This window comes from Actinoallomurus sp. NPDC052308 (genome assembly GCF_040679195.1).
In the GTDB taxonomy this organism is placed as follows: domain Bacteria; phylum Actinomycetota; class Actinomycetes; order Streptosporangiales; family Streptosporangiaceae; genus Actinoallomurus; species Actinoallomurus liliacearum.
Genome location: NZ_JBFAUM010000019.1, coordinates 108,048 through 130,497, shown reverse-complemented (window position 1 = coordinate 130,497; position 22,450 = coordinate 108,048). Strand labels below are relative to the sequence as shown.

Here is a 22,450-nt window from a genome sequence, read left to right as displayed (position 1 = left end):
GCGGCGGTCATTCGGCGGGCCGGGAGGGGTCAGACGCGCTTGGCGCCGATGGCCGCCATCAGCTTGGGCCAGGCGGTGTGCATCTCGCGCGTCCACGCGGGCCAGGAGTGCCGGCCGTCGCCGTAGATGTGCGAGGTGATCGGGACGCCGAGCTGCTGGGCCTTCTGGAGGAAGGTCACGTTCGTGGCGCCGACCATCCGCTCGCTGAGCAGGCCGATGTCCCACGGCGCGGTCTTGGGGTTGTCGCCGGGGCCGGGCTTGCCGGTGGTGCCCGAGGAGATGTAGACGCCGGTGCCCTTGAGGCGCGTGATCAGGTAGAGCGGGTCGTGCTGGCGCCAGTTGACGTCGTCGGCGACCGGTACGCCCCAGATGCGGAACGGGTCCGTGCCGTCGCCGGCACCGACGATCGTGAACATCAGCAGCGCCGGCACACCCGGCGACCGCAGTGACAGCACGCCACTGAACGAGGCGGCGTACCGGTAGAGGCCGGGGTAGCGCTCGGCGTACGTGATCGCGCCCTCGCCGCCGGAGGAGTTGCCCATGACGGCCCGCGCGGTCCCGGCGTGGTAGGCGCGCTCCACGATCTCCCGGACCTCGAAGTTATGGAAGGTCTCCCACTGCGGACTGCCGTACTTGCCGTAGTTGTACCAGTTCGTATATGACCCGTTCACGCCGCCTTCCGGCATGACGACCATGACGTTGTACTTGTACGCATAGGTCTCGATGTCGGTGCTGCGGGTCCACGACTGGTAGTGGTCGCGGCCGCCGTGCAGGGCGTACAGCACCGGGTACCGCTTGGTCGTCGAGGTCTTCCAGCCCTTCGGCACCAGGATCCGCACCTTCACCGACTGGCCGAGCGCGACGGACTTGACCGTCAGGTCGACCTCGTGGCCGGTCAGCCACTTCTGCGAGGTGACGCGCGCCCCGTCGCTCGCCTTGGCGGTACTGGGGACCTTGTTGCTCGGTTTGCTCGCCGCGGCGGCGGGCGACGCGCCCGCCATGGCGACGGCCAGGGCTGCGCCCATGGTCGACGCGACGGCGCGGCGGAGCGGAGTACCTGGCATGCTCATTCCTCCGGTGCTTTCCAGTGCCACCCGGGTCCGTCCGGGTTGGGAACGATCTCTCGCTGCGGACGCGGGGCGCTGCGGCCGTCGCCCGCCTCCTCGCTTGTCTGACGGGATACCGGGGCGCGGCCGTTGACGGCCGCCACCCGGCGCAGAATCTCGTCGGCGAGCGTGGGCTCGCCGGTGGCGCCGTGCTCGACGACGGCCTCGGGCTCTCCGGTGACGGCGGTGGCCGGGCCCGCGTCATCGCGACGGCCGGGGCCGTGTCCGTGGTCGACGAGTTCGGCGGCGGCCGTACGGTCCGGGACGGTCCGCAGCGCCCGCCGCTCCGCCCTGAGCTCGGCCAGCCGCTGCGCCTGCCGCCGTGCCCTGGGCACGGGCACGGTCTCGACGAGCACGTCTTCCAGGGCCGGAACGCTCTCTGGAACGCGTACGGGCTCCTCATCCACCGGGGTGCTCTCCGCGGGCGAGGCGACGCTCTCCGAAGGCTGCGGGGGTTCGTCGTGTTCGCCGAGGTCGAGGTGGGAGTGGAGGGCGCGCAGCGGGCGGGGCAGCCACCAGTTCGCCGGGCCGAGGAAGCGCATCGTCGCCGGGACCAGCAGCATCCGGACGAGGGAGGCGTCCACGACGATCGCCACGAACATTCCGACGCCGATGAGCTTGACCAGGGTGATCTCCGCGGTGGAGAACACCGCGATCACCACGAGGAACAGCAGGGCCGCGCTGGAGATGATGCCGCCGGTGCGCTGCAGCCCGACGGCGACGGACCTGGCGTTGTCCCGCGTGCGGTCCCACTCCTCGCGGACGCGGCTGAGCAGGAAGACCTCGTAGTCCATCGACAGGCCGAAGACGGTGAGCAGGACGAGAATGATGGTCGTCGGCTCGGTCGTACCGGTCGGGGTGAAGCGCAGCAGGCCCGCGAGGTGGCCGTCCTGGAAGCCCCACACGATCGCGCCGAACGACGCTCCGAGGGACAGCAGGTTCATGGTGACGGCCTTGAGCGGCAGCACGATCGACCCGAACGCCATGAACAGCAGCAGGAACGTGACGAGCCCGATCACCGCGCCGACCGTGGGCAGGCCGCGCCGCAGACTGTCCATCATGTCCATCTGCGCGGCCGTGGAGCCGCCGACGTCTGCGTACAGCGCCTCCCGCTGCGGCGGGACCGCGCGGATGCGGCGGACGAGGTCACGGGCCTGGTCGGTCATCGCGCCGTACTGATGGCGGACCGAGATGCGCACCGCGGCGTACTTGTCGGCGTACCCGGTGATCTCCACGCTCGTGACGCCGGGCAGGCGTCGCAGCCGGCCCTCGTAGTCGGTGATGAACGACGGCACCGGCCGCTTCTTCGACGGCACGAAGTTCTTCGGGATGAGATCGCCGGACAGGACGACGTCGATCGGGTCCTTCGAGCCGGTGGGGAACTCCCGCTGGAACGCCTCGTACAGCTGGCGGTTCGGGCTGCTCGTCGGCAGCACGCGCACGTCGGTCGTGCCGAACCGTACGTGCAGGAACGGCGTCGTCAGTACGCCGAGGACCGCCATGACGGCGACGAAGTACAGGATCGGGTGGCGCATGACGCCGGTCGCCAGGCGGTACCACGGGCCGCCCTCGCGCCGGTCCTTCCGGATTCGGCGGCGGCGCCAGGGCATCCGGCCGAACTCCACGCGATGGCCGAGCAGGGCGAGCAGCGCGGGCAGCAGGATGAGCGCGCCGACGATCGCGACGGCGACGACCGCCATGCCGCCGAGGCCGACCGAGCGCAGGAACATCTGCGGGAACAGCAGCAGCCCGCTGAGCGCGGTCGTCACCGTGATGCCGGAGAACGCGATCGTGCGGCCCGCGGTCGCCATCGTGTTCGCCAGGGCGGTCGGCCGGTCGGCGCCGCGCGCCAGCTCCTCCCGGAACCGGTTGACGATGAACAGCGAGTAGTCGATCGCCAGGCCGAGGCCCATCATCGTGATGACCTCGGCGCTGAAGGACGAGACGTCCGTGACCATCGTCAGCAGCCGCAGCACGGTGAACGCCCCGACGATGGAGAAGGCGCCGACGACGAGCGGTAGCCAGAACGATCCGAGGCTGCCGAACACCAGCAGCATCAGGACCAGCAGCACCGGGAAGGAGATCGTCTCCGCGCGGGCGAGGTCGCCCTGCGTCTGGGTGTTGAACTCCTTGGCGAGCGGCACGCCGCCGCCGACCCGCACGCTGAGGCCGGGCGCGGCGAACATGTCCTTGATGGCGTCGTACGCCGCGGCCTTGGCCGAGTCGTCGCCCGCGAGCTGCACGGCCGCGAACGTCGCGTGCCGGTCCTTGGACGCCAGCTCGGCGACGCGCGGCGTCTGGCTCCAGTACGTCAGGACGTTACGGATCCGGTTCTGCGGCAGGCGGGCGAGGGTCGTGACGACCGCGCCGCGGAAGCGGGGGTCGTCGATGGTCAGCCGGTCGCTGCGGTAGATGACGAAGACGTCGGGCGTGGAGTTGCTGAAGTACTGCGCGGACAGCTTGGCGACGAGCGAGGACGAGGAGTGCGGGTCGTCGAAGCCGCCGCTCTTCAGCCGCGCGACCGCGCCCGAGCCCCACATCCCGGACAGCACCGCGAACGCCAGGCACAGGGCGAGACAGCTCAGCCGTCGTCGATGGACGAGACGTCCCAGACCGGCGAACATCGCTGCCTTTCGTCTACCGGATCACGGGCAGCGTCCCGGCGAGATACCGCTCCCGGCAGGCACTGCGGGCGATCTTGCCGCTGGACGTACGCGGGACCCCGCCCGGCTCCACGAGCACGAAGTCGTGCAGCCGCAGCTCGTGGGCGGCGCTCACCGCGCTCCGTACGGCGCGGGCGACGTCCTCCACGGGGACGCCCTGGCCGCGCCGGCCGCGCTCGGCGACGACCACGACCCGTTCGCCGTCCTCGCCCGCGAGCGCGAACGCCGCCACGTGGTCGCGCCTGATCCCCTCGTGCGCCTCCTGCGCGCTGACTTCCACATCCTGTGGATAGTGGTTGCGGCCGTCGACGATGATGAGGTCCTTGATCCGGCCGGTGACGTACAACTCGCCGTCGTGGACGACGCCGAGGTCGCCGGTGCGCAGCCAGCCCTCGGCGGGCAGCCCGTCGGCCGGATCCTCCAGGACGGCACCGAACACCTCGGCGGTCTTGTCCGGGTTGCGCCAGTAGCCGGGTGAGACGTTCGGCCCGTTGACCCAGATCTCGCCGACCCGCCCGTCCGGCAGCTCGACCCGCGACTCCGGGTCGACGATGGCCACGTGCTGGCCGGTCGGCGTACCGCAGGACACGAGGACGGTGTCGCCGCCGGGCCGTGCCTCGCCCTCGGCCAGTGCCACCCGGTCGAAGGCGGTGAACCGCGGCTCGCCGCGCGTCTTGCTGGAGACGTACACGGTGGCCTCGGCCAGGCCGTACCCCGGGGACTGCGCCTCGGACCGCAGCCCCGCCGACCCGAACGCCGCGGCGAAGCCGCGCACCGTGTCCGGCCGGATCGGCTCCGCGCCGTTCAGCGCGACCCGTACGCCGCCGAGCCGCAGCCGGGCCTTCTCCTCCTCGGTGACCCGGGAGGCGCAGTACTCGTACGCGAAGTTCGGCCCCGCCGTGATCACGTCGTCGTGCTCGGACAGCAGCTCCAGCCAGCGCAGCGGCTCCATCACGAACGCCACCGGGTCGGTCAGGACGAGGTGGTTGCCGTGCACCAGCGGCAGGGCCAGCGCCAGGATCAGCCCCATGTCGTGGAACAGCGGCAGCCAGCTCACGCCGACCGTCTCCCGCGGCCGCGCGTCGTAGCCGGCCCACACCTGCAGCGCGTTGGCGGTGATGTTCCGGTGGGTGATCTGCACGCCGGCCGGCGCGCGGGTCGACCCGGAGGTGTACTGCAGGTACGCGACGTCGTCAAGGCCGAGTTCCTCGCCCGGCCAGGAGGCGGCGAGCGAGACGTCGACCGTGTCGGTGAGGACGATGTCCTTGGGCCGGGGCGCGCTCTGCTCGTCGAGGAAGCGTTCGACCTGCGGGAGCGCGGAGGCGACGGTCACGACCACGGACGGGTCCGCGTCGCCGTACGAGCGGATCAGCCGCTCGGCATGGCCCGGCAGGTCCGGGGAGAACAGCGGCACGGCGATGACCCGGGCGTACATCGCGCCGACCATCGTGGTGAGGTACTCCAGGCTCTGCGGCATGAGCAGCGCGACGCGCTCACCGGGTTCGGCGACCTCGCGCAGCCGGGCGGCGATCGCCCGCGCCCGCCGGTGCAGTTGCCCCCAGGTCAGGTCGCGGCGTTCGCCCGCCGGATCGGCGGCGTAGTCCACGAACGTCAGGGCCGGCGCGGACGGCATCTCGGCCGCCCGGCGGGCCACCGACACGATGAGAGGCTCGTCGAGGGACCCGGGGTCGAGACGACGACCGCTCAGTGCCATGTCCGCACTCCCTGCCTCGCCACGGCCGCAAGGCCGACACCACCCGTGATCATCGTGACCGCGTGAAGCTATCGCAGGGCCTGAACCCGCTGCTTCCCTCCCGAACCACATTCGCCGCCCCGTCCTTGTCACCTCGGTGACAACCGGGCAAGCTGCATTACGGTGCAAGACGTGAGAAAGCCCCGGCTGCCGCGCGGGCCGCGCGCCGACATCCTGCTCGCCGCGGTCGTGGGCGCGCTCGTCGCCTTCAGCACGGTGTGGCATGCCGGGGGCTTCCGCCCCGTCCACGCGCGGGCGTACGCCATGATGGCCGTCGGTGTCGCCGCGCTGGCCATCCGTCGCCGGGCGCCGGTCCTCGCGGTCACCGTCGTGGGGGTGTCGACCGCGTACTACTACATCGGCCCGTTCCCCGACGGCGCGGAGATGCTCACGTTCGCGGTCACCTCGTACCTGGCGGCGGCACAGGGGCAGCGGGTCGCCGCGTACGTCGGGACCGCGGCGGGGCTGGCGATCTTCGCCTGGGCGGAGTTCGCCGTCGGGCCGCCGCACGGCGGGCGGTTCCTCGGCGTCCTGGCCTGGGTGCTCGTCGTCGTCATCGCCGGGGAGGTGACGCGCTACCACCGGGCGTACCTGGACGAGGCCCGGCGACGCGTCGCCGAGGCCGAGCGCACCCGCGAGGAGGAGTCCCGCCGGCACGTCACCGAGGAGCGGCTCCGCATCGCCCGCGAACTGCACGACGTTCTCGCCCACAAGATCTCGCTGATCAACGTGCAGGCCGGAGCCGCCCTGCACCGGCGCGACCCCGAGCAGGCGTACGCCGCGCTGAGCGCCATCAAGGACGCGAGCAAGGAGACCCTACGGGAGCTGCGGGCGACGCTCGGCGTGCTCCGCCAGGTCGACGAGGCCCAGCCGCTCGCCCCCGCGCCGTCGCTCGACCACCTGGACGAGCTGATCGACCAGACGAAGACCGCCGGGCTGCCCGTCGACCTCACCGTCTCCGGCGAACGCGCGCCCCTGCCGTCACCGGTCGACCTGGCCGCCTACCGCATCGTCCAGGAATCCCTCACCAACGCCGTACGCCACGCCGGCCCGGCGACCGCGACCGTCCTGGTGCGGTACGACCCGGACCAGGTGACGGTGGAGATCGCCGACGACGGGCGCGGCTCCGCCACCACCGAGGGCAACGGCATCCGCGGCATGCGCGAACGCGCCACCGCCGTCGGCGGCACCCTGACCACGACCAACCGCCCCGGCGGCGGCTTCCTGATCCACGCGACCCTCCCCCTCACCCCCGCCTGACGATCCCGTTCGTGATCCCTGGCGCCTGCTGCTCCCGATGCACACCGATCGCCAGCGGATCCACGGTACGGAGTCGGCTCTATCGCCGGCCCACCGGTGAATCGAAGAGGACGAACTCGGCGCGTACCGTCTTGCCGTTCGGACCGGGGTGGATGGTGACGCGAGCGAGTTCTTCGGCGATCCACAGGCCGAAGTGTCCGACCTCACCAGGGAGATCCTGTACGGGGAGTACGGGCGAGGCGTCCGTGACGTCGAGGATGACGGTGGGCTCGGGTTCCGTCCGTACCGTGATGGCCAGCGTTACGGGGGCCGAGCCGTGGGCGAGGGCGTTGGTCACCAACTCGCTGGTGACCAGGATCGCGTCTTCGACGAGATCCGCGTCCCACCCGGCCAGGACGGTGCCCGTCAGCGCCCGGGCGGTGATCACGGCTTCGGGGTCCTGATCCAATCGGCACACCCACTGCCGCTGTTCGTAAGGGACCTGCGTCTCGCCGTCGGTGACCATGTACGACCTCCATCGATCGTGGCTGGTGTCAGTGGGTCGGACTGAGGACCTGGATGATGCGGGCGGCCGCGATGTCGAGGTTGTCGACGTGAGCGATCCGTACACCGAATGACCACCGGAACCACCACAGCCCGGCTCCGTCCGGCCCGACGGTGATGTCATCGTTCAAGGGCGGGGTCGTCGGGTTGACCACCCGTACGGACGGGGCCTTGCAGGAGCCCATGACGCGGGCGTACCAACCCTCCGCGCGCAGTCTCTCGGCGAGCATCGTGAGATACGTGATCGGCTTGCCGCCCGGACTTGACGGTATTTCGCCATTAGGCACGCTTTTCGCTTCCCCTCTGTAGCTAGGTCGTCGCTTCGCGCGTTCCGCCCCCTCAGGTCACATCGGCGCATCGAGGTGCAGAAGTCGTCGAACGCGTGAAGGCCGTGATGGCTGGCGACACCCGGTGAATGTCGTGAACCCGCTGCACTACAGGAAGGACGCAACCTAAATTTCTAGGTGAATGAGTGACCGGAGGTAAGGCATGGCATCGACTGGCAGCCCTCTCGCCACCTACCTGCAGCGAGCGCACTGGAAACCTCGCGACTTAGGTCGCGCCATCAACGCCTGGCTGGACTCTCGGGGCCGCGTTAGCGAACGAATCCATCCCACAACGCCGTACTCCTGGACGAAACGCGACTATTGCCCATATGAGCCGTACCCGCAGATCGCTGCCGACGTTCTCTCGGCTCGACTTTGCGAGATGGTCACTCCGGAAGCGCTGTGGCCTGGCCGCAGGGTAGTGAGTTCTTCGCTGAGATCGACTGATGACAATCTAGGAATGTCCTGGTCGGTCGATGACGTGATCCGGCAAATGGACGAGTTGATCGGTCACGGAACCGTCCGATACGTCGCAGCGTCGGGAAGTCGGCTCATAATCCCGGCGCTTGATGGCTTTCGAGGGCGCCCGCGACCGATCGGCGGCCTGCGTACCGACCACGTCGAGCCGCCGCTCGTGGAGCTGATCACTCGGCATATCGCCGACCTCCGCCGCCTTGACGACCGTGCCGGAGGCGGAGCACTCAGCCTCCGCTATGTGGACAACGAACTCCACGCGGTGCTGGATCTCCTGCGCAACGCCGTATGTCGCGCGGACGTGCATGATCGACTGCTCCTCGCCGCAGGTGATCTCGCCCAACTCTCCGGCTGGATGCACTGTGACGCCGGCGATCACGGCACCGGACAGCGATATCTCCTGCTGGCCACTCGTGCCGCGCGTACGGTGTCCGACTCACCCGACTCCAGGATTCGCGCACTCGCTCAGGAGAGCGCGGCCAACATGGTCGGGATGCTCGCGTATCAATCGGCTCATGCCGGTCGGCCGGAGGACGCGATACGTCTGGCCGAGGCTGCGGTCGACTCGACGCGCGCCGCACGTCCGACGACACGCGCACGCCTCGCCGGGCGGCTCGCCACTGCCTATGCCGCGGCCGGGGATGTACACGGCTTCCGCGATAACGCGGAGACCGCCCGGCGGCTCCTGGAATCACGGACCACCGACGATCCGGGCTTTCTGTACTACTTCAATGCGGACCAGCTCTCCGCGGAGGCAGGTCAGGCTCTCGTGGACCTGGCCGGCCGTCGTCCCTCCGAGCGTAGGAGACTCCTGATCGAGGCGATCGAGTTGCTGACGCCGCTCACGTCGTCAGGGCCCCGGGGCGACTACCAGCGCTCGGCCCTGCTCCATGGCTGCTATCTCGTGCAGGCGCATCTGCTGAACCATGACCTTGAGACTGCCACGAGGGCAACGCGGGCAGCTCTGTCACGGTTGCCGGAAGTGCAATCCGGGCGCTGCCGTGTGCTCTTGCGCGGACTCCGGCAGGCGTTCGGACGCCGTGCCCGTAATCCCTACGTCGCCGACCTGCTTCCGGAATTGGATGCCGCGCTCCGCACTGCGTGACCATGGAGACATGACTCGCGCAATCCGACCCGAGGGGATTCTCATCCGGCCTCGTCCCTACGATCACCCTGATGCCGAACAGCTCGTACGCTCCCTGTACGCCGAGCAACTCAAGCTGTACGGATTCGCCGACCCTCCCGAAGCCGACCCGGAAACCTTCACCCCGCCGGAGGGTCTTTTCCTCGTCGCCTATGTCGAGGAAGCTCCTGTGGCTTGCGGTGGAATGCGGGCCCACGAACCCAGTGTCACGGAGATCAAAAAGATGTACGTCCGGCCGCCCCACCGCGGGCACGGCCTCGGTCGGCGAATCCTCGCCGAGCTGGAGAAGGCGGCCAAGGAAGCCGGAGCGACGCGCGCCATCCTCGAAACCGGCGCCCGCAATCTCGAGGCGCTCGCCCTCTACTCCGGAGTCGGCTACGAAGCGATCGCCTCTTACCGGGACCGCGACGCTCGCATCAATCGTGCACTGGCGAAAGCGTTGCGCTGAGTCGTAATCGACGGAGAGGCAGGTCTCGTCCCGCTCCGCGTCATAGATCTCCGCGACGGAACCTGACCCCCCGCGAACGGCCCCGATGGCGGCTTCCCCGTCCACGCCGTGCCCGACTTGACGTGTGGTGCCATGCCACCCGTTCTTGATCCCTGGCGCCTGCTGCTCCCTATGCACACCGATCGCCAGCGATCACGCCGCGATCCCAGGTTCGTACGGTGAGGCCTGACCTAAGATCAGCCTGGCTTGTCCGGGATTCGCCCGGAAAGTGATGGTCAGTCACTGTGTCGAGGGGGTCTTGGATGACGATCGGGGAAGTCGACGAACGGGTCCCGTCGGCACCGGAGAGCACGCTGGCGCCGGGGCACACGCCCGAGCGGTTGGCGATGTTCACCGACGCCATCTTCGCGATCGCGATGACGCTCCTCGTGATCGAGATCAAGCGTCCCGAGGGCGAGGCGCTGAAGGACACCGCGAGTCTCTGGCGGTTCCTGACGCATGAATGGGAGTCCTTCTTCGTCTTCGTCCTGGCCTTCGTCCTGCTGTGGACCGTCTGGCGCAGACACCACGTGCTGATGGACCAGGTCGTCCGCCTGAATCGCGCGTTCACGGCCTGGCACGCGCCGTTGCTGCTGCTCGTCGCCTTCCTGCCGTTCCCGACGGCGCTGATCGGAGAGGCCTTCGACAACCCGCTGGCGATCTGCGTGTTCGCGTTGTCGGAGGCCGCGGTGCTCATCTGCGAGGGGGCGCTGAAGGAGATCGCGCACCGTACCCCGGTGCTGTCCGAGCACGCGGATCGAGCACAGGTACGGCGTGGCGCGAACAGCTCCTGGGCGGTCGGTGCGTTCTTCGTGGTGATGGGCGCGCTCGCCTGGTCGGTGCCCGGCATTCCCGTCGCCTGGCTGCTGGCGCCTTTCGCCGCCGCCTACGGGGGCGCGCTGATCGAACGGCTGCGCCGGCATCCCTGAGCCGCCGCGAAGGCTCAGCGGCACTTTCGCGTGGAGCAGATTCGTTGGGCGATTATCTCCTGCAGAATCCGCTGCACGTCCGATGAGTCCGTCGCGTGATACGCGGCGCCGTTGGTCTCCTCGGCGATGCTCTGCATCGTCTTCATGTCGACGGACGGGCCGAAGCCGATGGCCAGGACCGGGATCGGCCTGTCGGGGTCGTTCTCCTTCCCGAGCGCGCGCCGCAGTTCGCTGAGGGAGATGCCGGAAGGGTCGTCGTTCTTGCCGTCGGTGAGCAGGAGGACGTTGTTGTAATAGCCCTGCTTGTAGGTTTTCCGCAGCGAGCGGACCGCCGCGAGCACGGTGTCGTACAGACCGGTGTCGCCGTCCGGCTTCGGTCGTACCCGGCCGAGCACGCCGAGGATCGCCGCACGGCGTGTGCTCGATCCTGCCCGGGTCGAGAGCGGCCCGATCGGCACGTCGACGCGATAGTCCCGGGTGCCGACCAGGCGAGTGGAGAACGTCCACAGGCCGACATCGGTGTCGTCGGGCAGGGTGGCCAGTGCGCCGGTTCCTATCTTCACGGTCGCCTGCAAGCGGCTCATCCCGCCGCGGACCGGCTCGGCCATCGACCCCGACACGTCGAGAACGCACAGCGCGCGGGCACGCAACGACAGTTTGCTCCATACCTGCATCGTCTGAGTGACGTCGTCGGCCGACGGGGTCGGCAGCGCCCGCGGGATCTGAGTGTTCAGCCCGCCGGCGGCGAAGTCCTTGCCGGGACGGCCGTCCGGGGTACGGAAACCGAGTGCCTGGACGGCGGCCCGCGCCTGTCCGGTGTTCATCGCCTGCGCCAGCAGGGCCGTGGCGCTGACGCGGGTACGGTCGCCGGTGGTCACCGCGAACGGGTAGTCGAGGCTGAGCTGGCCCTCACGGGGATAGAGCACGGCCGCCGGGTCGGTCGTGGCGTGGTTGTACTTCCACACCGCCTGCTCGGGAGCGATCAGCACGGGAGCCTTGCCGTCCTGCTTCCGGGACATGCCGGCGAGCAGGGCCTGTGTGGTCGGCGAGACGTTCTTTCGCACGTCCTGAACGAGTCGGCTGAAGATCGGGAGGGCGTTCGGGTCGCGCTGGAGCAGGGCCCGGGTCATGACGATCGTGCCGATGCCGGCCGCCTGACTCGCCGGGTCGAGGATCTGCAGCCGGACGGAATTCGCCGAGACGGCGGCCTTGTCACCGGCACCGGAGGAGGGCGCCGCCACCGACCTGAGCAGCGTCTCCCAGCTCAGCGGAACCTTCTGCCCGGACATCGCGGTGGCGAGCGAGCGCGTCGTCGCGACGACGACCGGTGTCCTGGCCACGGACAGCGGAGCCGGACCGCCCTCGGCCGCAGCCGAGGAGACGTGGGCCATGGCGAGCCAGAGGGAGGAGTCGGGGATCCAGACATCCGGCCTGGCCGTCCCCGGTGCCGACACCGCGCCGGAGAGCATTCTGGCCACTCCGGCCGGGTCCGCCGCCTGCACGCCGGCCTGGACGCACCTGCCGTCGATGGAGTGGTGTTGCTTGTTGAACGCCCGGGTGATTTCGACGATGGCCGGCGCGATCTCCGGTGCCGCGACGACGTTCAGCGCCACCGGGCGGCCGCCGCACTCCGGCTTGCCGGACAGCGCGTACACGGCCACCGCGATCAGGAGCACCACGACGGTGACCCCCGCGAGCAGACCGGTCAGCGCCCGGATCTTACGGCGCCGCGCGGCGCGATCGTGTGTCACGTGGCCGGGACCGATGTCCCAGGGATCCGGAGGGCGGATTCCGGCACCGGTCGCGCCCAACCCGGCGGAGACCGCCGGGCGCTCGCGGGGCCCCGTGGCGGAGCGCTCGACGCCGCCGGCGGCGTCGTCGCGCCCGAACAGGTCGGGGCGAGTCACCTCCGAAGGCGTCGCAGCGGGCCCACCGTCGTCATTCTCAGCGGGATACGGGGAAGTCGCCGGGGCGTACGGAAGCCAGTCGGCAGGCCCCCCGCTGCGAGGTCCGCCGGTGGGTGCCTGGTCGTACGGCTCGTTCCGCCGGTCGCCCACAGGCACGTGGTCGCTGCTCGGCGCTCCGTACCCGTCCGCAGGCGGTGAGGTGGACGCGTCACGGTCGCGAGGCGCCTCACCGCCGACCGGTGTCGATTCCTCGAACCCCACATATTCCGACATACCGCCACGACCCGGCCTCTTGCGGCGGTTTCCGCGCACGACTGTCCCCATCTCGACCGTCGGAGATACGACGCGGAACTGTAGCGCCTGGTACAAGTGTGGCAAAACGGGCTAAAGGAATAATCAGCGCTGAGTGACGAGGCATAACACCCGGGAAAGGGGCGCGCCGCCGGGCCGGTTCCTCCCGATACGGAGCTGATTCCGGCGGCTTCACCGAGTAATTACGCCGACAGCCGCCCTACCGCTCGTAGCGCTTCAGGGCCTCCGGGGTGGCGGGCGCGAAGAAGTTGACCAGGTTGCCGTCCGGGTCGCGGAACAGCAGTGACCGGTTGCCCCAGGGCTGAGTGACGGGCTCGGTGACGAAGTCGACCTCGAACCGCTGGAGGTTCTCGTACTCCGCGTCGACGTCCTCGACACGGAACTCGATGATCACGCTCTGGTTGGCCGCCGGCCGGGGCGCGTTCGCGCCGAGCCCCTGCACCGTGCGGGTGCTCGCGATGGCGAGCGTCCCGGCCGGGGTGATGATCTCGGCGAAGTCGTCCGTGGACCGCTTGGCCGCCTGACCCGTGGCCTTCTCGTAGAACTCGACGAGCCGGGCGACGTCCTCGGTGATGACGCGGATCGAAGCGAAGTGCATGGCACGCTCCCAGTGGGTTCTGACCTGTGATGATGCGACGGTAGACCCAATACCGGGCAGAAGCCGCCCGGTATTCGCCGGGGCCTTTCCGTGACCAAGGTCGTCCTCAAGCCCGCGGCGTGACCCACGAGGCACCGGGCCCCCTCCGTGCGGGGACCCCGGTGGATGCACGCGCCGTCGACCCGCCTCAGGACACGCCGTGCCCTGAAGGTGCGACTGGGCTGGGTTCGCACAGGGCCGTGGTGACGGCGGTGTGCATGTCGGTGCTTTGGGCGTTGCTGCCGCCCGGGTCGAGATTCGCCATCACGGTCACGGCTCGGCCGTCGGGGGTGACACCGCCCATCGTCTTGAACCCGACGATGTCACCGTCGTGCCCCCAGTACAGGCCGCCGCAGGGCAGCGGCATGCTCTGCAGGCCCAGGCCGTACGCGCGCCCGGACGAGTCGCCGGTCGGCCGGGTGGTCATCATGGCCCGCAGCTCCGCCGGGCGCAGCAGGCGCCCGTTCACCAGTGCGCCGAGGAACCGGTCCAGGTCGGCTCCGCTGGAGATCATCGCTCCGGAGGCGCCGGCGATCGAGGGGTTGAACTCGGTCACGTCGAGGAGACCGGAGGGTCCCGGCTTGGCGTATCCCCGCGGGTGCGTGCCGGGGATGCCCGTCTCGTCGCCGGGAACGGAGGTGTCGCGCAGGCCGAGCCGGTGGATGATGCGCCGGCCGATCTCCTGGCCGTAGGGGTGGCCGGTGACCTTCTCGATGAGCATTCCGGCCAGCAGGTAGTTGGTGTTGGAGTACTTCCAGCCGGTCCCGGGCGAGAACAGCGGCGGGTGGGCGAGGGCGATGTCCACGAGTTCCCGCACGTCGTGATGGGCGAGGGGATCGTCCAGGATCTGCTGCGGGGTCAGGTACTCCAGGTAGTTCGGCACGCCGCTCGTGTGCTGGAGGAGCTGCCGCACCGTGATGTCACGGCCGTCGTTGCCGTTGCCTCTGATCACGCCGGGCAGGTACCGCTCGACCGGCGCGTCGAGCTCCACTCTGTGCTCGCCGACGAGTTGCAGCACCACGGTGGCGACGAACGTCTTCGTCATGCTGCCGATACGGAACCGGCTACCGGCGGCGATCGGCGCGTTGGTACCGGTGTCCGCGACGCCGCTCGTCATCACCGTACGGCCGTGCGCGTCACTCACCACGGCCAGCGCTCCCGGCGCCCCGTCGGCGGTGGTCAGCCGCTGCAGGATCTCGCGCACATCGGCGTACGGCGCCGCTGCCGACACGGCGGCGCGTGCCCGCGCGGCCCCGGTGGTGGAGCCGGTGGTCTGCGCCGCGCTCACGGATCCGTACGTGCTCATCGTCAGTGCCGCCGCAGCGGCGAACGTCGCGCCGACCATTCGGGCGTACCTGGGCATCTCGTCTCCTCAATCTTGATCAACTTCACGCTAAGGCGTGCTTGACCAGGCACGGGTCAGCCGCGAGACCCAACCCTCGCTCGTCCTCAGGTGCCGTACAGACCCCGGTGTCCCCTAGGGACTCGGCCGTGGTCCATCAGGGTGCGGCCGTCCGCGCGGCGCGGGCCGGCCGACCCGGTCCGGGTCACCGCCCGCGGCGCGGACCTGCGGATTCCCGGCAAGCCCCGGACCGTCCGACCGCCCCTGGCAGAGCGGCGGAAACGATCAGGGTCATTGAGCGGGAACCCGCGCCCGGCCCGTCGGTGTGATGATGGGGCGCGTGCGCTCCCCCATCAGGGTCGTCCTAGCCGACGACCAGACGCTCGTACGGGCCGGGTTCCGCTCGATCCTCGACCACGAGGACGACATCAGCGTGATCGCCGAGGCCGGCGACGGATCCGAGGCGGTACGGCTCGCGGCGGCCGAACGGCCCGACGTCGTCCTGATGGACATCCGGATGCCCGTCCTCGACGGGCTGGAGGCCACCCGGCGGATCGTCGCCGACGAACGCCTCCGGGACGTCAAGGTGGTGATCCTGACGACGTTCGACCTGGACGACTACGTCTACGGCGCGCTCAAGGCCGGGGCCAGCGGCTTCATGGTGAAGGATACCGAGCCGATCGAGCTGATCCACGCCGTACGCGTCGCGGCGCGCGGCGACGCGCTGCTCGCTCCGTCGGTGACCCGCCGTCTGATCGCGGAGTTCGCCGCGCGCATCAAGGAGCCGCCGCCGTCCGTCGAGCTGAACGCCCTGACCGACCGCGAGCGCGAGGTCCTCGGCCTCGTCGCGGCCGGGCTGTCCAACGACGAGATCGCCGAGCGGCTCGTCGTCAGCCCGGCGACGGCGAAGACCCACGTGAGCCGGGTCCTGACCAAGCTGCGCGCCCGCGACCGGGCACAACTCGTCGTCCTGGCCTACGAGTCCGGTCTGGTGCGGCCCGGCTGGCTCGGCTGACCCGCCCGGCCCGGGGGCGGACCGCCACGCTCCCTTCTCGCTCGGCTGACCTCTCCTTCTTTCGGAGGAGGGTCTACCGCGCGGGCGGTAGGGCGTTGACCAGGCTTGCATCGCGAGGTGTACGGCGAATGTCGCGTGCAGCAGGACGCCGGACGGCCACCTGATCGACTTTGCTTGCAGGGTGCCTGGCCCGGGGAGCTTCCACGGGCCCCGTCGCATGAAGACCGCGACCGGACCTGGAGGATCGTTGAGCACCCTGTCACTCGCCCGAGCGTTGTTCGCCCTCACGGCGGGCACGCATTTCCTTTTCGTCGCGCTGACGCTCGGCCTCGCGACGCTCGTCGCGATCGTCCAGACGAGGGCGGTGTTCGGGGGCGGTGCCGTCCACCTGCGGATGGTGCGGTTCTGGGGTCAGCTGTACGTCATCAACTACGCGGTGGGGATCGTCACCGGACTGTTGATGGAGTTCCAGTTCGGGCTGAACTGGCCGGGACTGACGGATCACGCCCGGGACGTCTTCGGGGCGCCGCTCGCCATGGAGACACTGGTCGCGTTCTTCGTCGAGTCGACGTTCCTCGGGTTGTGGATCTTCGGGTGGGACCGGCTCAACCGCCACGCCCACCTGGCGCTGATCTGGATCGTCACGCTGACCGCGTACGCGTCGGCGTACTTCATCCTCGTCGCGAACGGCTTCCTGAACCATCCCGTCGGATACGTGCGGTCCGGTGGTGAGCTGCGCGTCGACTCCGCCGGCGCCCTCTTCACCAATCCGGCGGCGCTACTGCCGCTCGGGCACGTCCTCTCCGGCGCGTTCCTGACCGCCGGATTCTTCATGGCCGCGGTGAGCTCCTGGCACCTGCTGCGCTCCCGCGAACCGGAGTTCTACCGCCGGTCGCTGCGGATCGGCCTCGTCTCGGTCCTGCTCGCCGTCCTGCCGACGGCGGCGTTCGGCGGCGTCCAGTTCCCCTACGTGCACGACGACGGGGGTGTGCGGCCCCTGAGCGGGCTCAGCGCGGACGTGATGATGGCCGCCTGGGCGTGGATGTTCGTCGTCGCCCTCATGGCGCTGGTGAAGCTGCCGTTCACCGGCTGGCTGCTGCGGGGGCGGATCTTTCTGCGCGTCGTGACGGTGACGCTGCCCCTGCCGTACGTGGCCGTGCTCGCCGGCTGGATCTACCGCGAGACCGGGCGCCAGCCCTGGCTGATCTACGGCGTGCTGCGCACCGAGGACGCCGTACGCCCGATGGGCCACGGAGCGATGCTCGCGGCGGTCACCGGAGTGACGGTCCTGTTCGCGGCCCTCGTCGTGGTGAACATCGCGCTGCTCCGGCGGTACGCGCGCCGCGGCCCGGATGCCGCCGCGCTCGGCCGGTCCGAGATCGCCGCCCCGTCCGAGCCCGTCCCCTCCTTCTGATCCGGAGCGCATCGTGGACACCTTCGCGTTCTTCCTGCTCGGCTTCTTCGTCGTCGGGTACTTCGTGCTGGCCGGCGCCGACATCGGCGTGGGCATGCTGCTGCCGTTCCTCGGCCGCGACCGGCGGCTGACCCTCGCGGCGATCGCTCCGTTCTTCCTCGGGAACGAGGTGTGGCTGGTCGCCTCCGCCGGTCTGCTGACCGCGCTGTTCCCCGTCCTGGAGGCCGACCTGTTCGGCCGGGTCTGGGGCGCGCTGGTCGTCCTCGTCTGCGCCTGGATGCTCCGGGACATGGGGCTGTGGCTGCGAGGACGCCGCGAGGGACCGGTCTGGCGGAAGATCTGGGACGCGGCGATCGTCGCGGGCAGTTGGGGTGTCGCCGCGTCCTGGGGTGTGGCGATCGGCGTGCTGCTGGGCGGCGGCGGACCGCTGTTCGCGGTGACGACGTGCGGCCTGTTCGCGCTGCACGGCGCCGTCTTCGCCGTCGTACGGCTCGGCGGCGAGGCACCGCGCGCGATGGCGCGGTGGGTCGTCCGGATCACGCTCCTCGCGGGCGTGCCCTGCGCCGTCGGCGCCGGGGCCGGCGAGCTCGGGAGGACGGCGCCCCTCGCGGTCGCGCTCGCCGCGGTGCTGGCCGCCGTGTGGGGCGTGCTCGCACGGCCCGGCGGTACGGGAGGCCGGGCGCGGGACGGGTGGGCGCTCGCCGCCTCCGCGCTGGCGATCACGGCGGTGCCGGTTCTCGGCGGCCTGAACCTGCCGGACGTCTCCTTGACGGGTGGCGCCACGCTGACGCTCGCGGTCACCGGTCCGCTGGTCCCGGTCCTGGTCGCGGCCCAGGCGTGGGTGTGGTGGATCTTCCGCGGCCGGGTCGAACGGCCGTCGTACCTGTGATGGCCTACATCCTCTTCGCGCTCGCGCAGGGCGTGCTCGTGGCGGCCCAGGCCGACCTGCTGTCCCGGGTGCTGGCCGGGAGCGCGACGTTGCTGCCCCTGGCCGTGGTCGTGGCCGGCCGCGCCGTCCTCATCGCCGGTAAGGGCAGCGTGTTCCGGCGGGTGGCGGCACGGCGCAAGGAGGAGCTGCGCCACCGGCTCCTGCGAGCCGGGACCGGCCGGGGACCGGCCGTGGACGTCACGCTGCTCGGTCGCGGCCTCGACGCACTCGACGCCTTCTACGCCGGCTACCTCCCCCAGCGCTACGCCGCCGCGATCGTCCCGGTCGTCGTGCTCGTACGGCTTGCGGTCGCCGACTGGCCGTCGGCGCTGGTCATCGCGGTGACGCTGCCACTCATCCCGGTGTTCGGCGCGCTCGTGGGGTGGCGGACCAAGGAGGCGACCCGGCGGCAGTGGGGCTCGTTGCACCGGCTGGGCGGGCACTTCCTCGACGTCGTCGCCGGGCTGCCGACGCTCCGGGCGTACGGCCGCGACGAGGCGCAGACGAAGGTGGTCCGCGCCATGGCCGACGGCCACCGGCGGGCGACCGTGCGTACCCTCCGCATCGCCTTCCTGTCCTCCTTCGTGCTGGAGGTCGTCGGCACGCTGTCGGTCGCGCTCGTGGCCGTACCCGCCGGGCTCCGGCTGCTGGACGGCTCGATCGACCTGCGGACGGCGCTGCTGGTCCTGTTGCTGGCACCGGAGGCGTACCTGCCACTGCGGCTCCTCGGGACCCGGTTCCACGCCGCCGCCGAGGGACGTGCCGTCCTCGACCAGGTGACGGAGACCCTCGCCGAACCAGGCGGCGGTCCGCGCTCGTTCCCAACGAGGGAGCAGACCGAATCGGCGGCGAAGCCGACCGGCCCGGCGACGGGACGGAAGTCCACGACGGAGCAGGCCCCGTGGACGACGGAACCGGCCCGCACGGCGACAGAGTGGGCCCCGTCGGCGGCGGCGGAACCGGCCCGGACGGCGACGGAACGGGTCCGAACGGTGGCGGAGCGACGGGCGGCGCGGATCGAGGTCGAGGACCTGGTCGTGCGCTACCCCGGGGCCGACGCACCGGTCCTCGACCGCCTGTCACTGACCGTCGAGCCGGGCGAACGGGTCGCGCTCGCCGGTCCGAGCGGCGCCGGCAAGACGACCCTGTTGCGGACGGTGCTCGGCTTCCTCGACCCCGAGGGAGGCCGGATCCGCGTCGACGGCGTCGGCCTCGACGAGCTCGACCTGACCGCGTGGCGCAGCCGCGTCGCGTACGTGCCGCAGCGCCCACACCTGTTCGCCGGCACGGTCGCCGACAACATCCGCCTCGGCCGTCCCGAAGCTGGGGCCGACGCCGTACGGGCCGCCGCGGAGGCCGCCGCCGCCCACGAGTTCATCGCCGAGCTGCCGGGCGGGTACGACGCGCCGCTCGGCGAGCGCGGTCTCGGCCTGTCCACCGGGCAGCGGCAGCGCATCGCGATCGCCCGCGCCTACCTGATGGACGCGCCGATCGTGGTGCTGGACGAGCCGACCGCGCGACTCGACCTGGCCGCCGAGGCGGCGGTCGCGGACGCGGCCGCCCGGCTGCTCGACGGGCGTACCGCGCTGCTGGTCGCGCACCGTCCGGCGCTGTTGTCCATCGCCGACCGCGTGTTCCACCTGACCGGGCGGGAGGTGTACGCGTGATCGGCGTGCGGGCACGGCGGGACGGACAGGCGTGGAAGATGCCCCAGCCCATCGAGGACCGGAAGGGCCGCGGGCCGATCCGGGACCGCGAGGGGAACAAGCCGACCAGAGCACCGGAGCGGCGCGGGTTGCGCAAGGACCGGAATGGACGCGGGTCGACCGCGAGCGGGGAGGGGAGCGCGCTGGTCAAGGCACGGGAGGTGGGCGGGCTGATCGAGGGCCGGGAGGTGCCCCGCCTGGCCGGGGCGGTGGCCGCCGGGACGAGCGCCGAGTTGTGCGCGGTCGCGCTGACCGCGACCGCCGCCTGGCTCATCGCGCGGGCGGGACAGCACCCGGCACTGTCCGCGCTCGCCCTGGCGATCGTGGGTGTACGGGCGTTCGCGCTGTTCCGGGGCGTCCTTCGGTACGCCGAACGACTCGTCGGCCACGACGCCGCACTCCGCGTCCTCGCCGGGCTGCGCGTCCGCGTCTACGAGGCGCTGCGCCGCTCCACCGACCCGGCCGGGGCGGCACCACGGCCGGCACCACGGGACGCGGACGCGGTGCAGCGGATGGTCGCCGACGTCGAGGCCGTCCAGGATCTGCTGCTGCGCTGCGTGCTGCCCGCCTCGGTGTCGTGGCTCACGGGTCTGGCGGCGATCGCGATGACGGCGCTACTGCTGCCCGCGGCCGGCGCGGTGCTGGCCGCCGGTGTCGTGCTCGCCGGTGCGGCGCTGCCCGCCCTCGCCGCCCGCACCGCACGGTCCGACGCCCGCCGGGCCGCCGAGGCCCGCGCCGACCTCGCGGTCCACGGCCTCGACCTGGATCGCGGTGCGGTGGACCTCGCGGCGTTCGGCGCGACCGAGCGATTCGTCGCCCGTGCCGAGGCCGCCGCCGCCCGGCTGGCCCGGCTGGAGCGGCGGGCCGGGACGGTCGAAGCGGTGGTCGCGGCGCTCGGCGCGGCCCTTCAGGGCGCGACCGTGCTCGCCGTGCTCTGGACGGCGCGACGGAACGGCGCGGACGGTGTTCTCGTCACCGTGCTGACGCTGACCGCCTTGGCCGCGGTCGACGCGGTACTGCCCGTCGCCGACGCCGCCCGGCGGCTGTCCGAGGTCCGGCCCGCCGCCCGCCGCGTGCTCGACCTGCTGCGGGCCGGTGACCGATCGCACCCACGCCCGGTGATCGCACCGGCCCCACTCGCGGCCTCCGCCCCCGGCCCGGCCCCGGTCTCGGCTTCCGCCCCGACCCTGGTCTCGGCCGCGGTTTCGCCTCCCGCTCCGGCCCCGGTCTCGGCTGCCGCCCCGACCCTGGTCTCGGCCGCGGTTTCGCCTCCCGCTCCGGCCCCGGTTTCGGCTGCCGCTCCGATCCAGGTCTCGGCTACCTCCCCTGGGCCCGCCCCGGTCTCGGCTACCGCCCCGGTTTCGGCTGCCGCCCCGGCTCTCGCCCCGGCCCCGGTCTCGGCCCCCGCTCCGGTCTCGGCCGCGGTTTCGCCTCCCGCTCGGGTCCCGGTTTCGCCTCCCGCTCTGGTCTCGGCTCTCGTCCCGGCCCCGGTCATCGAACTGCGCGGGGTCCGGGTGGCCTACGGGTCCGTGCCGGCGCTGGACGGAGTCGACCTGCGCGTCCCGGCCGGGCGGAAGATCGCCGTGGTCGGAGCGAGCGGCGCGGGCAAGAGCACCCTGCTCGGTGTCATGACCGGCGAGGTGCGCCCCGAGGGCGCGGTCCTGCTGGGCGACGCGCCGCTGAGCTCCCACGACCCGCGCGCCGTACGGGCGACCGTCCGCGGCCTCACGCAGGACGCGCACGTCTTCAACGCCTCGATCCGGGCCAACGTGACGCTGGCCCGGCCCGGTGCCACCGAGGCCGAGGCGGCCGACGCCGCGCGCCGGGCCGGGCTGCTCGACTGGATCGCGGCGCTGCCCGAGGGCTGGGACACCCCGGTCGGCGGCACCCGGCTTTCCGGCGGGCAGCGGCAGCGGCTGCTGCTCGCCCGCGCGCTGCTGGCCGATCCGCCGGTGCTCGTCCTGGACGAGCCCACCGAGGGCCTCGACCTCGTGACCGCGGACCGGATCGTCGCCGACCTGCTCACCGACCGGCGCACGGTCGTGCTCGTCACCCACCGGCTGGCACCCCTCGCGGCCGCCGATGAGATCGTCGTGCTCGACCGGGGCCGGATCGTTCAGCGCGGCACCCACCGCCACCTCGCGAAAAGGCCCGGCCCTTATCGGGATCTATGGGAGGCCGAAAACCACCCGAGCATCAGCAGCGCTATTCCACCGGCGTGAAGATCTGGTGCATGATCCCCCGCCGGTGCCGACCGTGGTAGGACCCGGCGGAGTCGGTGTCCGCGTCGAGATTGGCCAGGTAGTCGCTCTCGGCGTCGATCAGTCGATCCAGCTCCCCGCGGTCCAGGAAGACGCCGTGGCAGCCGACGCATTCCTCGATCATCACCCCATTGCGTTCCCGAACGTCCCACTCGCCGGAACACTTCGGACACGTCATCCCCGTCACAGCCATTGCGGCTCCCCTGTGAACGAATTCGGCGATCAGCAAGACTAATAACGATC

18 protein-coding genes are annotated in these 22,450 nt (G+C 71.1%); 9 read left to right on the top strand and 9 right to left on the bottom strand.

Annotated features, from left to right (window positions below; all coding sequences use genetic code 11):
• Positions 1–29: 29 nt before the first annotated feature.
• The 3 genes from AB0L00_RS33015 to AB0L00_RS33005 are packed head-to-tail and all read right to left on the bottom strand — an operon-like array spanning position 30 to position 5,483.
• The gene (locus AB0L00_RS33015) at positions 30–1,064 is read right to left on the bottom strand and encodes an alpha/beta hydrolase family protein (RefSeq protein ID WP_364441021.1); all 1,035 of its coding nucleotides are present in this window, start codon (positions 1,062–1,064) and stop codon (positions 30–32) included.
• Positions 1,065–1,066: 2 nt separating this feature from the next.
• Positions 1,067–3,730: an MMPL family transporter gene (locus AB0L00_RS33010; RefSeq protein ID WP_364441019.1), complete on the bottom strand. Its 2,664-nt coding sequence runs from the start codon at positions 3,728–3,730 to the stop codon at positions 1,067–1,069.
• A 13-nt stretch (positions 3,731–3,743) separates the two neighbouring features.
• On the bottom strand, positions 3,744–5,483 hold the full coding sequence (locus AB0L00_RS33005; RefSeq protein WP_364441017.1) for a fatty acyl-AMP ligase: 1,740 nt from the start codon (positions 5,481–5,483) through the stop codon (positions 3,744–3,746).
• A 171-nt stretch (positions 5,484–5,654) separates the two neighbouring features.
• Between AB0L00_RS33005 and AB0L00_RS33000 the strand changes: the two genes are divergently transcribed.
• Entirely contained in the window at positions 5,655–6,782 is a 1,128-nt protein-coding gene (locus AB0L00_RS33000; protein WP_364441015.1) for a sensor histidine kinase, read from the top strand.
• A 79-nt stretch (positions 6,783–6,861) separates the two neighbouring features.
• Here AB0L00_RS33000 and AB0L00_RS32995 read toward each other — a convergent pair whose 3' ends face one another.
• Positions 6,862–7,287 carry an ATP-binding protein gene (locus AB0L00_RS32995; protein ID WP_345365830.1) on the bottom strand — a complete coding sequence of 142 codons (426 nt, stop codon included), beginning with the start codon at positions 7,285–7,287 and terminating at the stop codon, positions 6,862–6,864.
• 28 nt (positions 7,288–7,315) lie between these two features.
• Positions 7,316–7,555: a hypothetical protein gene (locus AB0L00_RS32990; protein ID WP_345365833.1), complete on the bottom strand. Its 240-nt coding sequence runs from the start codon at positions 7,553–7,555 to the stop codon at positions 7,316–7,318.
• A 556-nt stretch (positions 7,556–8,111) separates the two neighbouring features.
• On the opposite strand from AB0L00_RS32990, the gene AB0L00_RS32985 reads away from it, so the two are divergent.
• The 3 genes from AB0L00_RS32985 (at position 8,112) to AB0L00_RS32975 (ending at position 10,685) form a co-directional block, all read left to right on the top strand.
• Positions 8,112–9,230 carry a hypothetical protein gene (locus tag AB0L00_RS32985; protein WP_364441012.1) on the top strand — a complete coding sequence of 373 codons (1,119 nt, stop codon included), beginning with the start codon at positions 8,112–8,114 and terminating at the stop codon, positions 9,228–9,230.
• A 10-nt stretch (positions 9,231–9,240) separates the two neighbouring features.
• Entirely contained in the window at positions 9,241–9,717 is a 477-nt protein-coding gene (locus AB0L00_RS32980) for a GNAT family N-acetyltransferase (RefSeq protein ID WP_364441010.1), read from the top strand.
• Between the two features lie 302 nt (positions 9,718–10,019).
• Complete coding sequence (locus tag AB0L00_RS32975) at positions 10,020–10,685, top strand: TMEM175 family protein (protein WP_364441009.1); 666 nt, start codon at positions 10,020–10,022, stop codon at positions 10,683–10,685.
• A 14-nt stretch (positions 10,686–10,699) separates the two neighbouring features.
• On the opposite strand, the gene AB0L00_RS32970 is transcribed toward AB0L00_RS32975, so the two are convergent.
• The 3 genes from AB0L00_RS32970 to AB0L00_RS32960 form a co-directional block, all read right to left on the bottom strand.
• A complete protein-coding gene (locus AB0L00_RS32970; RefSeq protein WP_364441008.1) occupies positions 10,700–12,592 on the bottom strand; it encodes a substrate-binding and VWA domain-containing protein in 1,893 nt (630 codons plus the stop codon).
• Between the two features lie 511 nt (positions 12,593–13,103).
• Positions 13,104–13,502, bottom strand: a complete 399-nt coding sequence (locus tag AB0L00_RS32965) for a VOC family protein (protein WP_364441007.1) — start codon at positions 13,500–13,502, stop codon at positions 13,104–13,106.
• Between the two features lie 187 nt (positions 13,503–13,689).
• Complete coding sequence (locus tag AB0L00_RS32960; protein WP_364441006.1) at positions 13,690–14,904, bottom strand: serine hydrolase domain-containing protein; 1,215 nt, start codon at positions 14,902–14,904, stop codon at positions 13,690–13,692.
• Positions 14,905–15,223: 319 nt separating this feature from the next.
• Between AB0L00_RS32960 and AB0L00_RS32955 the strand changes: the two genes are divergently transcribed.
• The 5 genes from AB0L00_RS32955 to AB0L00_RS32935 all read left to right on the top strand — a co-directional run bounded on the left by AB0L00_RS32955 (position 15,224) and on the right by AB0L00_RS32935 (position 22,168).
• Positions 15,224–15,898: a response regulator transcription factor gene (locus AB0L00_RS32955; RefSeq protein ID WP_364441005.1), complete on the top strand. Its 675-nt coding sequence runs from the start codon at positions 15,224–15,226 to the stop codon at positions 15,896–15,898.
• Between the two features lie 247 nt (positions 15,899–16,145).
• Complete coding sequence (locus AB0L00_RS32950; RefSeq protein ID WP_364441004.1) at positions 16,146–17,312, top strand: cytochrome ubiquinol oxidase subunit I; 1,167 nt, start codon at positions 16,146–16,148, stop codon at positions 17,310–17,312.
• A 13-nt stretch (positions 17,313–17,325) separates the two neighbouring features.
• The gene (locus AB0L00_RS32945; RefSeq protein WP_364441003.1) at positions 17,326–18,201 is read left to right on the top strand and encodes a cytochrome d ubiquinol oxidase subunit II; all 876 of its coding nucleotides are present in this window, start codon (positions 17,326–17,328) and stop codon (positions 18,199–18,201) included.
• The gene (cydD, locus tag AB0L00_RS32940; RefSeq protein ID WP_364441002.1) at positions 18,201–19,907 is read left to right on the top strand and encodes a thiol reductant ABC exporter subunit CydD; all 1,707 of its coding nucleotides are present in this window, start codon (positions 18,201–18,203) and stop codon (positions 19,905–19,907) included. Before AB0L00_RS32945 ends, cydD begins: the two co-directional genes overlap by 1 nt.
• Positions 19,904–22,168, top strand: coding sequence for an ATP-binding cassette domain-containing protein (locus AB0L00_RS32935; protein WP_364441001.1), 2,265 nt, complete (start codon positions 19,904–19,906; stop codon positions 22,166–22,168). The genes cydD and AB0L00_RS32935 overlap by 4 nt, the downstream gene beginning before the upstream one ends.
• Here AB0L00_RS32935 and AB0L00_RS32930 read toward each other — a convergent pair.
• Positions 22,152–22,385, bottom strand: a complete 234-nt coding sequence (locus tag AB0L00_RS32930) for a zf-TFIIB domain-containing protein (RefSeq protein WP_364441053.1) — start codon at positions 22,383–22,385, stop codon at positions 22,152–22,154. The two genes, AB0L00_RS32935 and AB0L00_RS32930, sit on opposite strands and share 17 nt — an antisense overlap.
• Between the last annotated feature and the right edge of the window lie 65 nt (positions 22,386–22,450).

Bases quoted from the DNA above. Each gene is read 5' to 3' on its own strand.
- AB0L00_RS33010 (WP_364441019.1), bottom strand. From the start codon at position 3,730: ATGTTCGCCGGTCTGGGACGTCTCGTCCATCGACGACGGCTGAGCTGT.
- AB0L00_RS32995 (WP_345365830.1), bottom strand. From the start codon at position 7,287: ATGGTCACCGACGGCGAGACGCAGGTCCCTTACGAACAGCGGCAGTGG.
- cydD (WP_364441002.1), top strand. From the start codon at position 18,201: ATGGCCTACATCCTCTTCGCGCTCGCGCAGGGCGTGCTCGTGGCGGCC.
- AB0L00_RS33015 (WP_364441021.1), bottom strand. From the start codon at position 1,064: ATGCCAGGTACTCCGCTCCGCCGCGCCGTCGCGTCGACCATGGGCGCA.
- AB0L00_RS33005 (WP_364441017.1), bottom strand. From the start codon at position 5,483: ATGGCACTGAGCGGTCGTCGTCTCGACCCCGGGTCCCTCGACGAGCCT.
- AB0L00_RS32930 (WP_364441053.1), bottom strand. From the start codon at position 22,385: ATGACGTGTCCGAAGTGTTCCGGCGAGTGGGACGTTCGGGAACGCAAT.
- AB0L00_RS32980 (WP_364441010.1), top strand. From the start codon at position 9,241: ATGACTCGCGCAATCCGACCCGAGGGGATTCTCATCCGGCCTCGTCCC.
- AB0L00_RS32990 (WP_345365833.1), bottom strand. From the start codon at position 7,555: ATGCTCGCCGAGAGACTGCGCGCGGAGGGTTGGTACGCCCGCGTCATG.
- AB0L00_RS32975 (WP_364441009.1), top strand. From the start codon at position 10,020: ATGACGATCGGGGAAGTCGACGAACGGGTCCCGTCGGCACCGGAGAGC.
- AB0L00_RS32985 (WP_364441012.1), top strand. From the start codon at position 8,112: ATGTCCTGGTCGGTCGATGACGTGATCCGGCAAATGGACGAGTTGATC.
- AB0L00_RS32965 (WP_364441007.1), bottom strand. From the start codon at position 13,502: ATGCACTTCGCTTCGATCCGCGTCATCACCGAGGACGTCGCCCGGCTC.
- AB0L00_RS32960 (WP_364441006.1), bottom strand. From the start codon at position 14,904: ATGCCCAGGTACGCCCGAATGGTCGGCGCGACGTTCGCCGCTGCGGCG.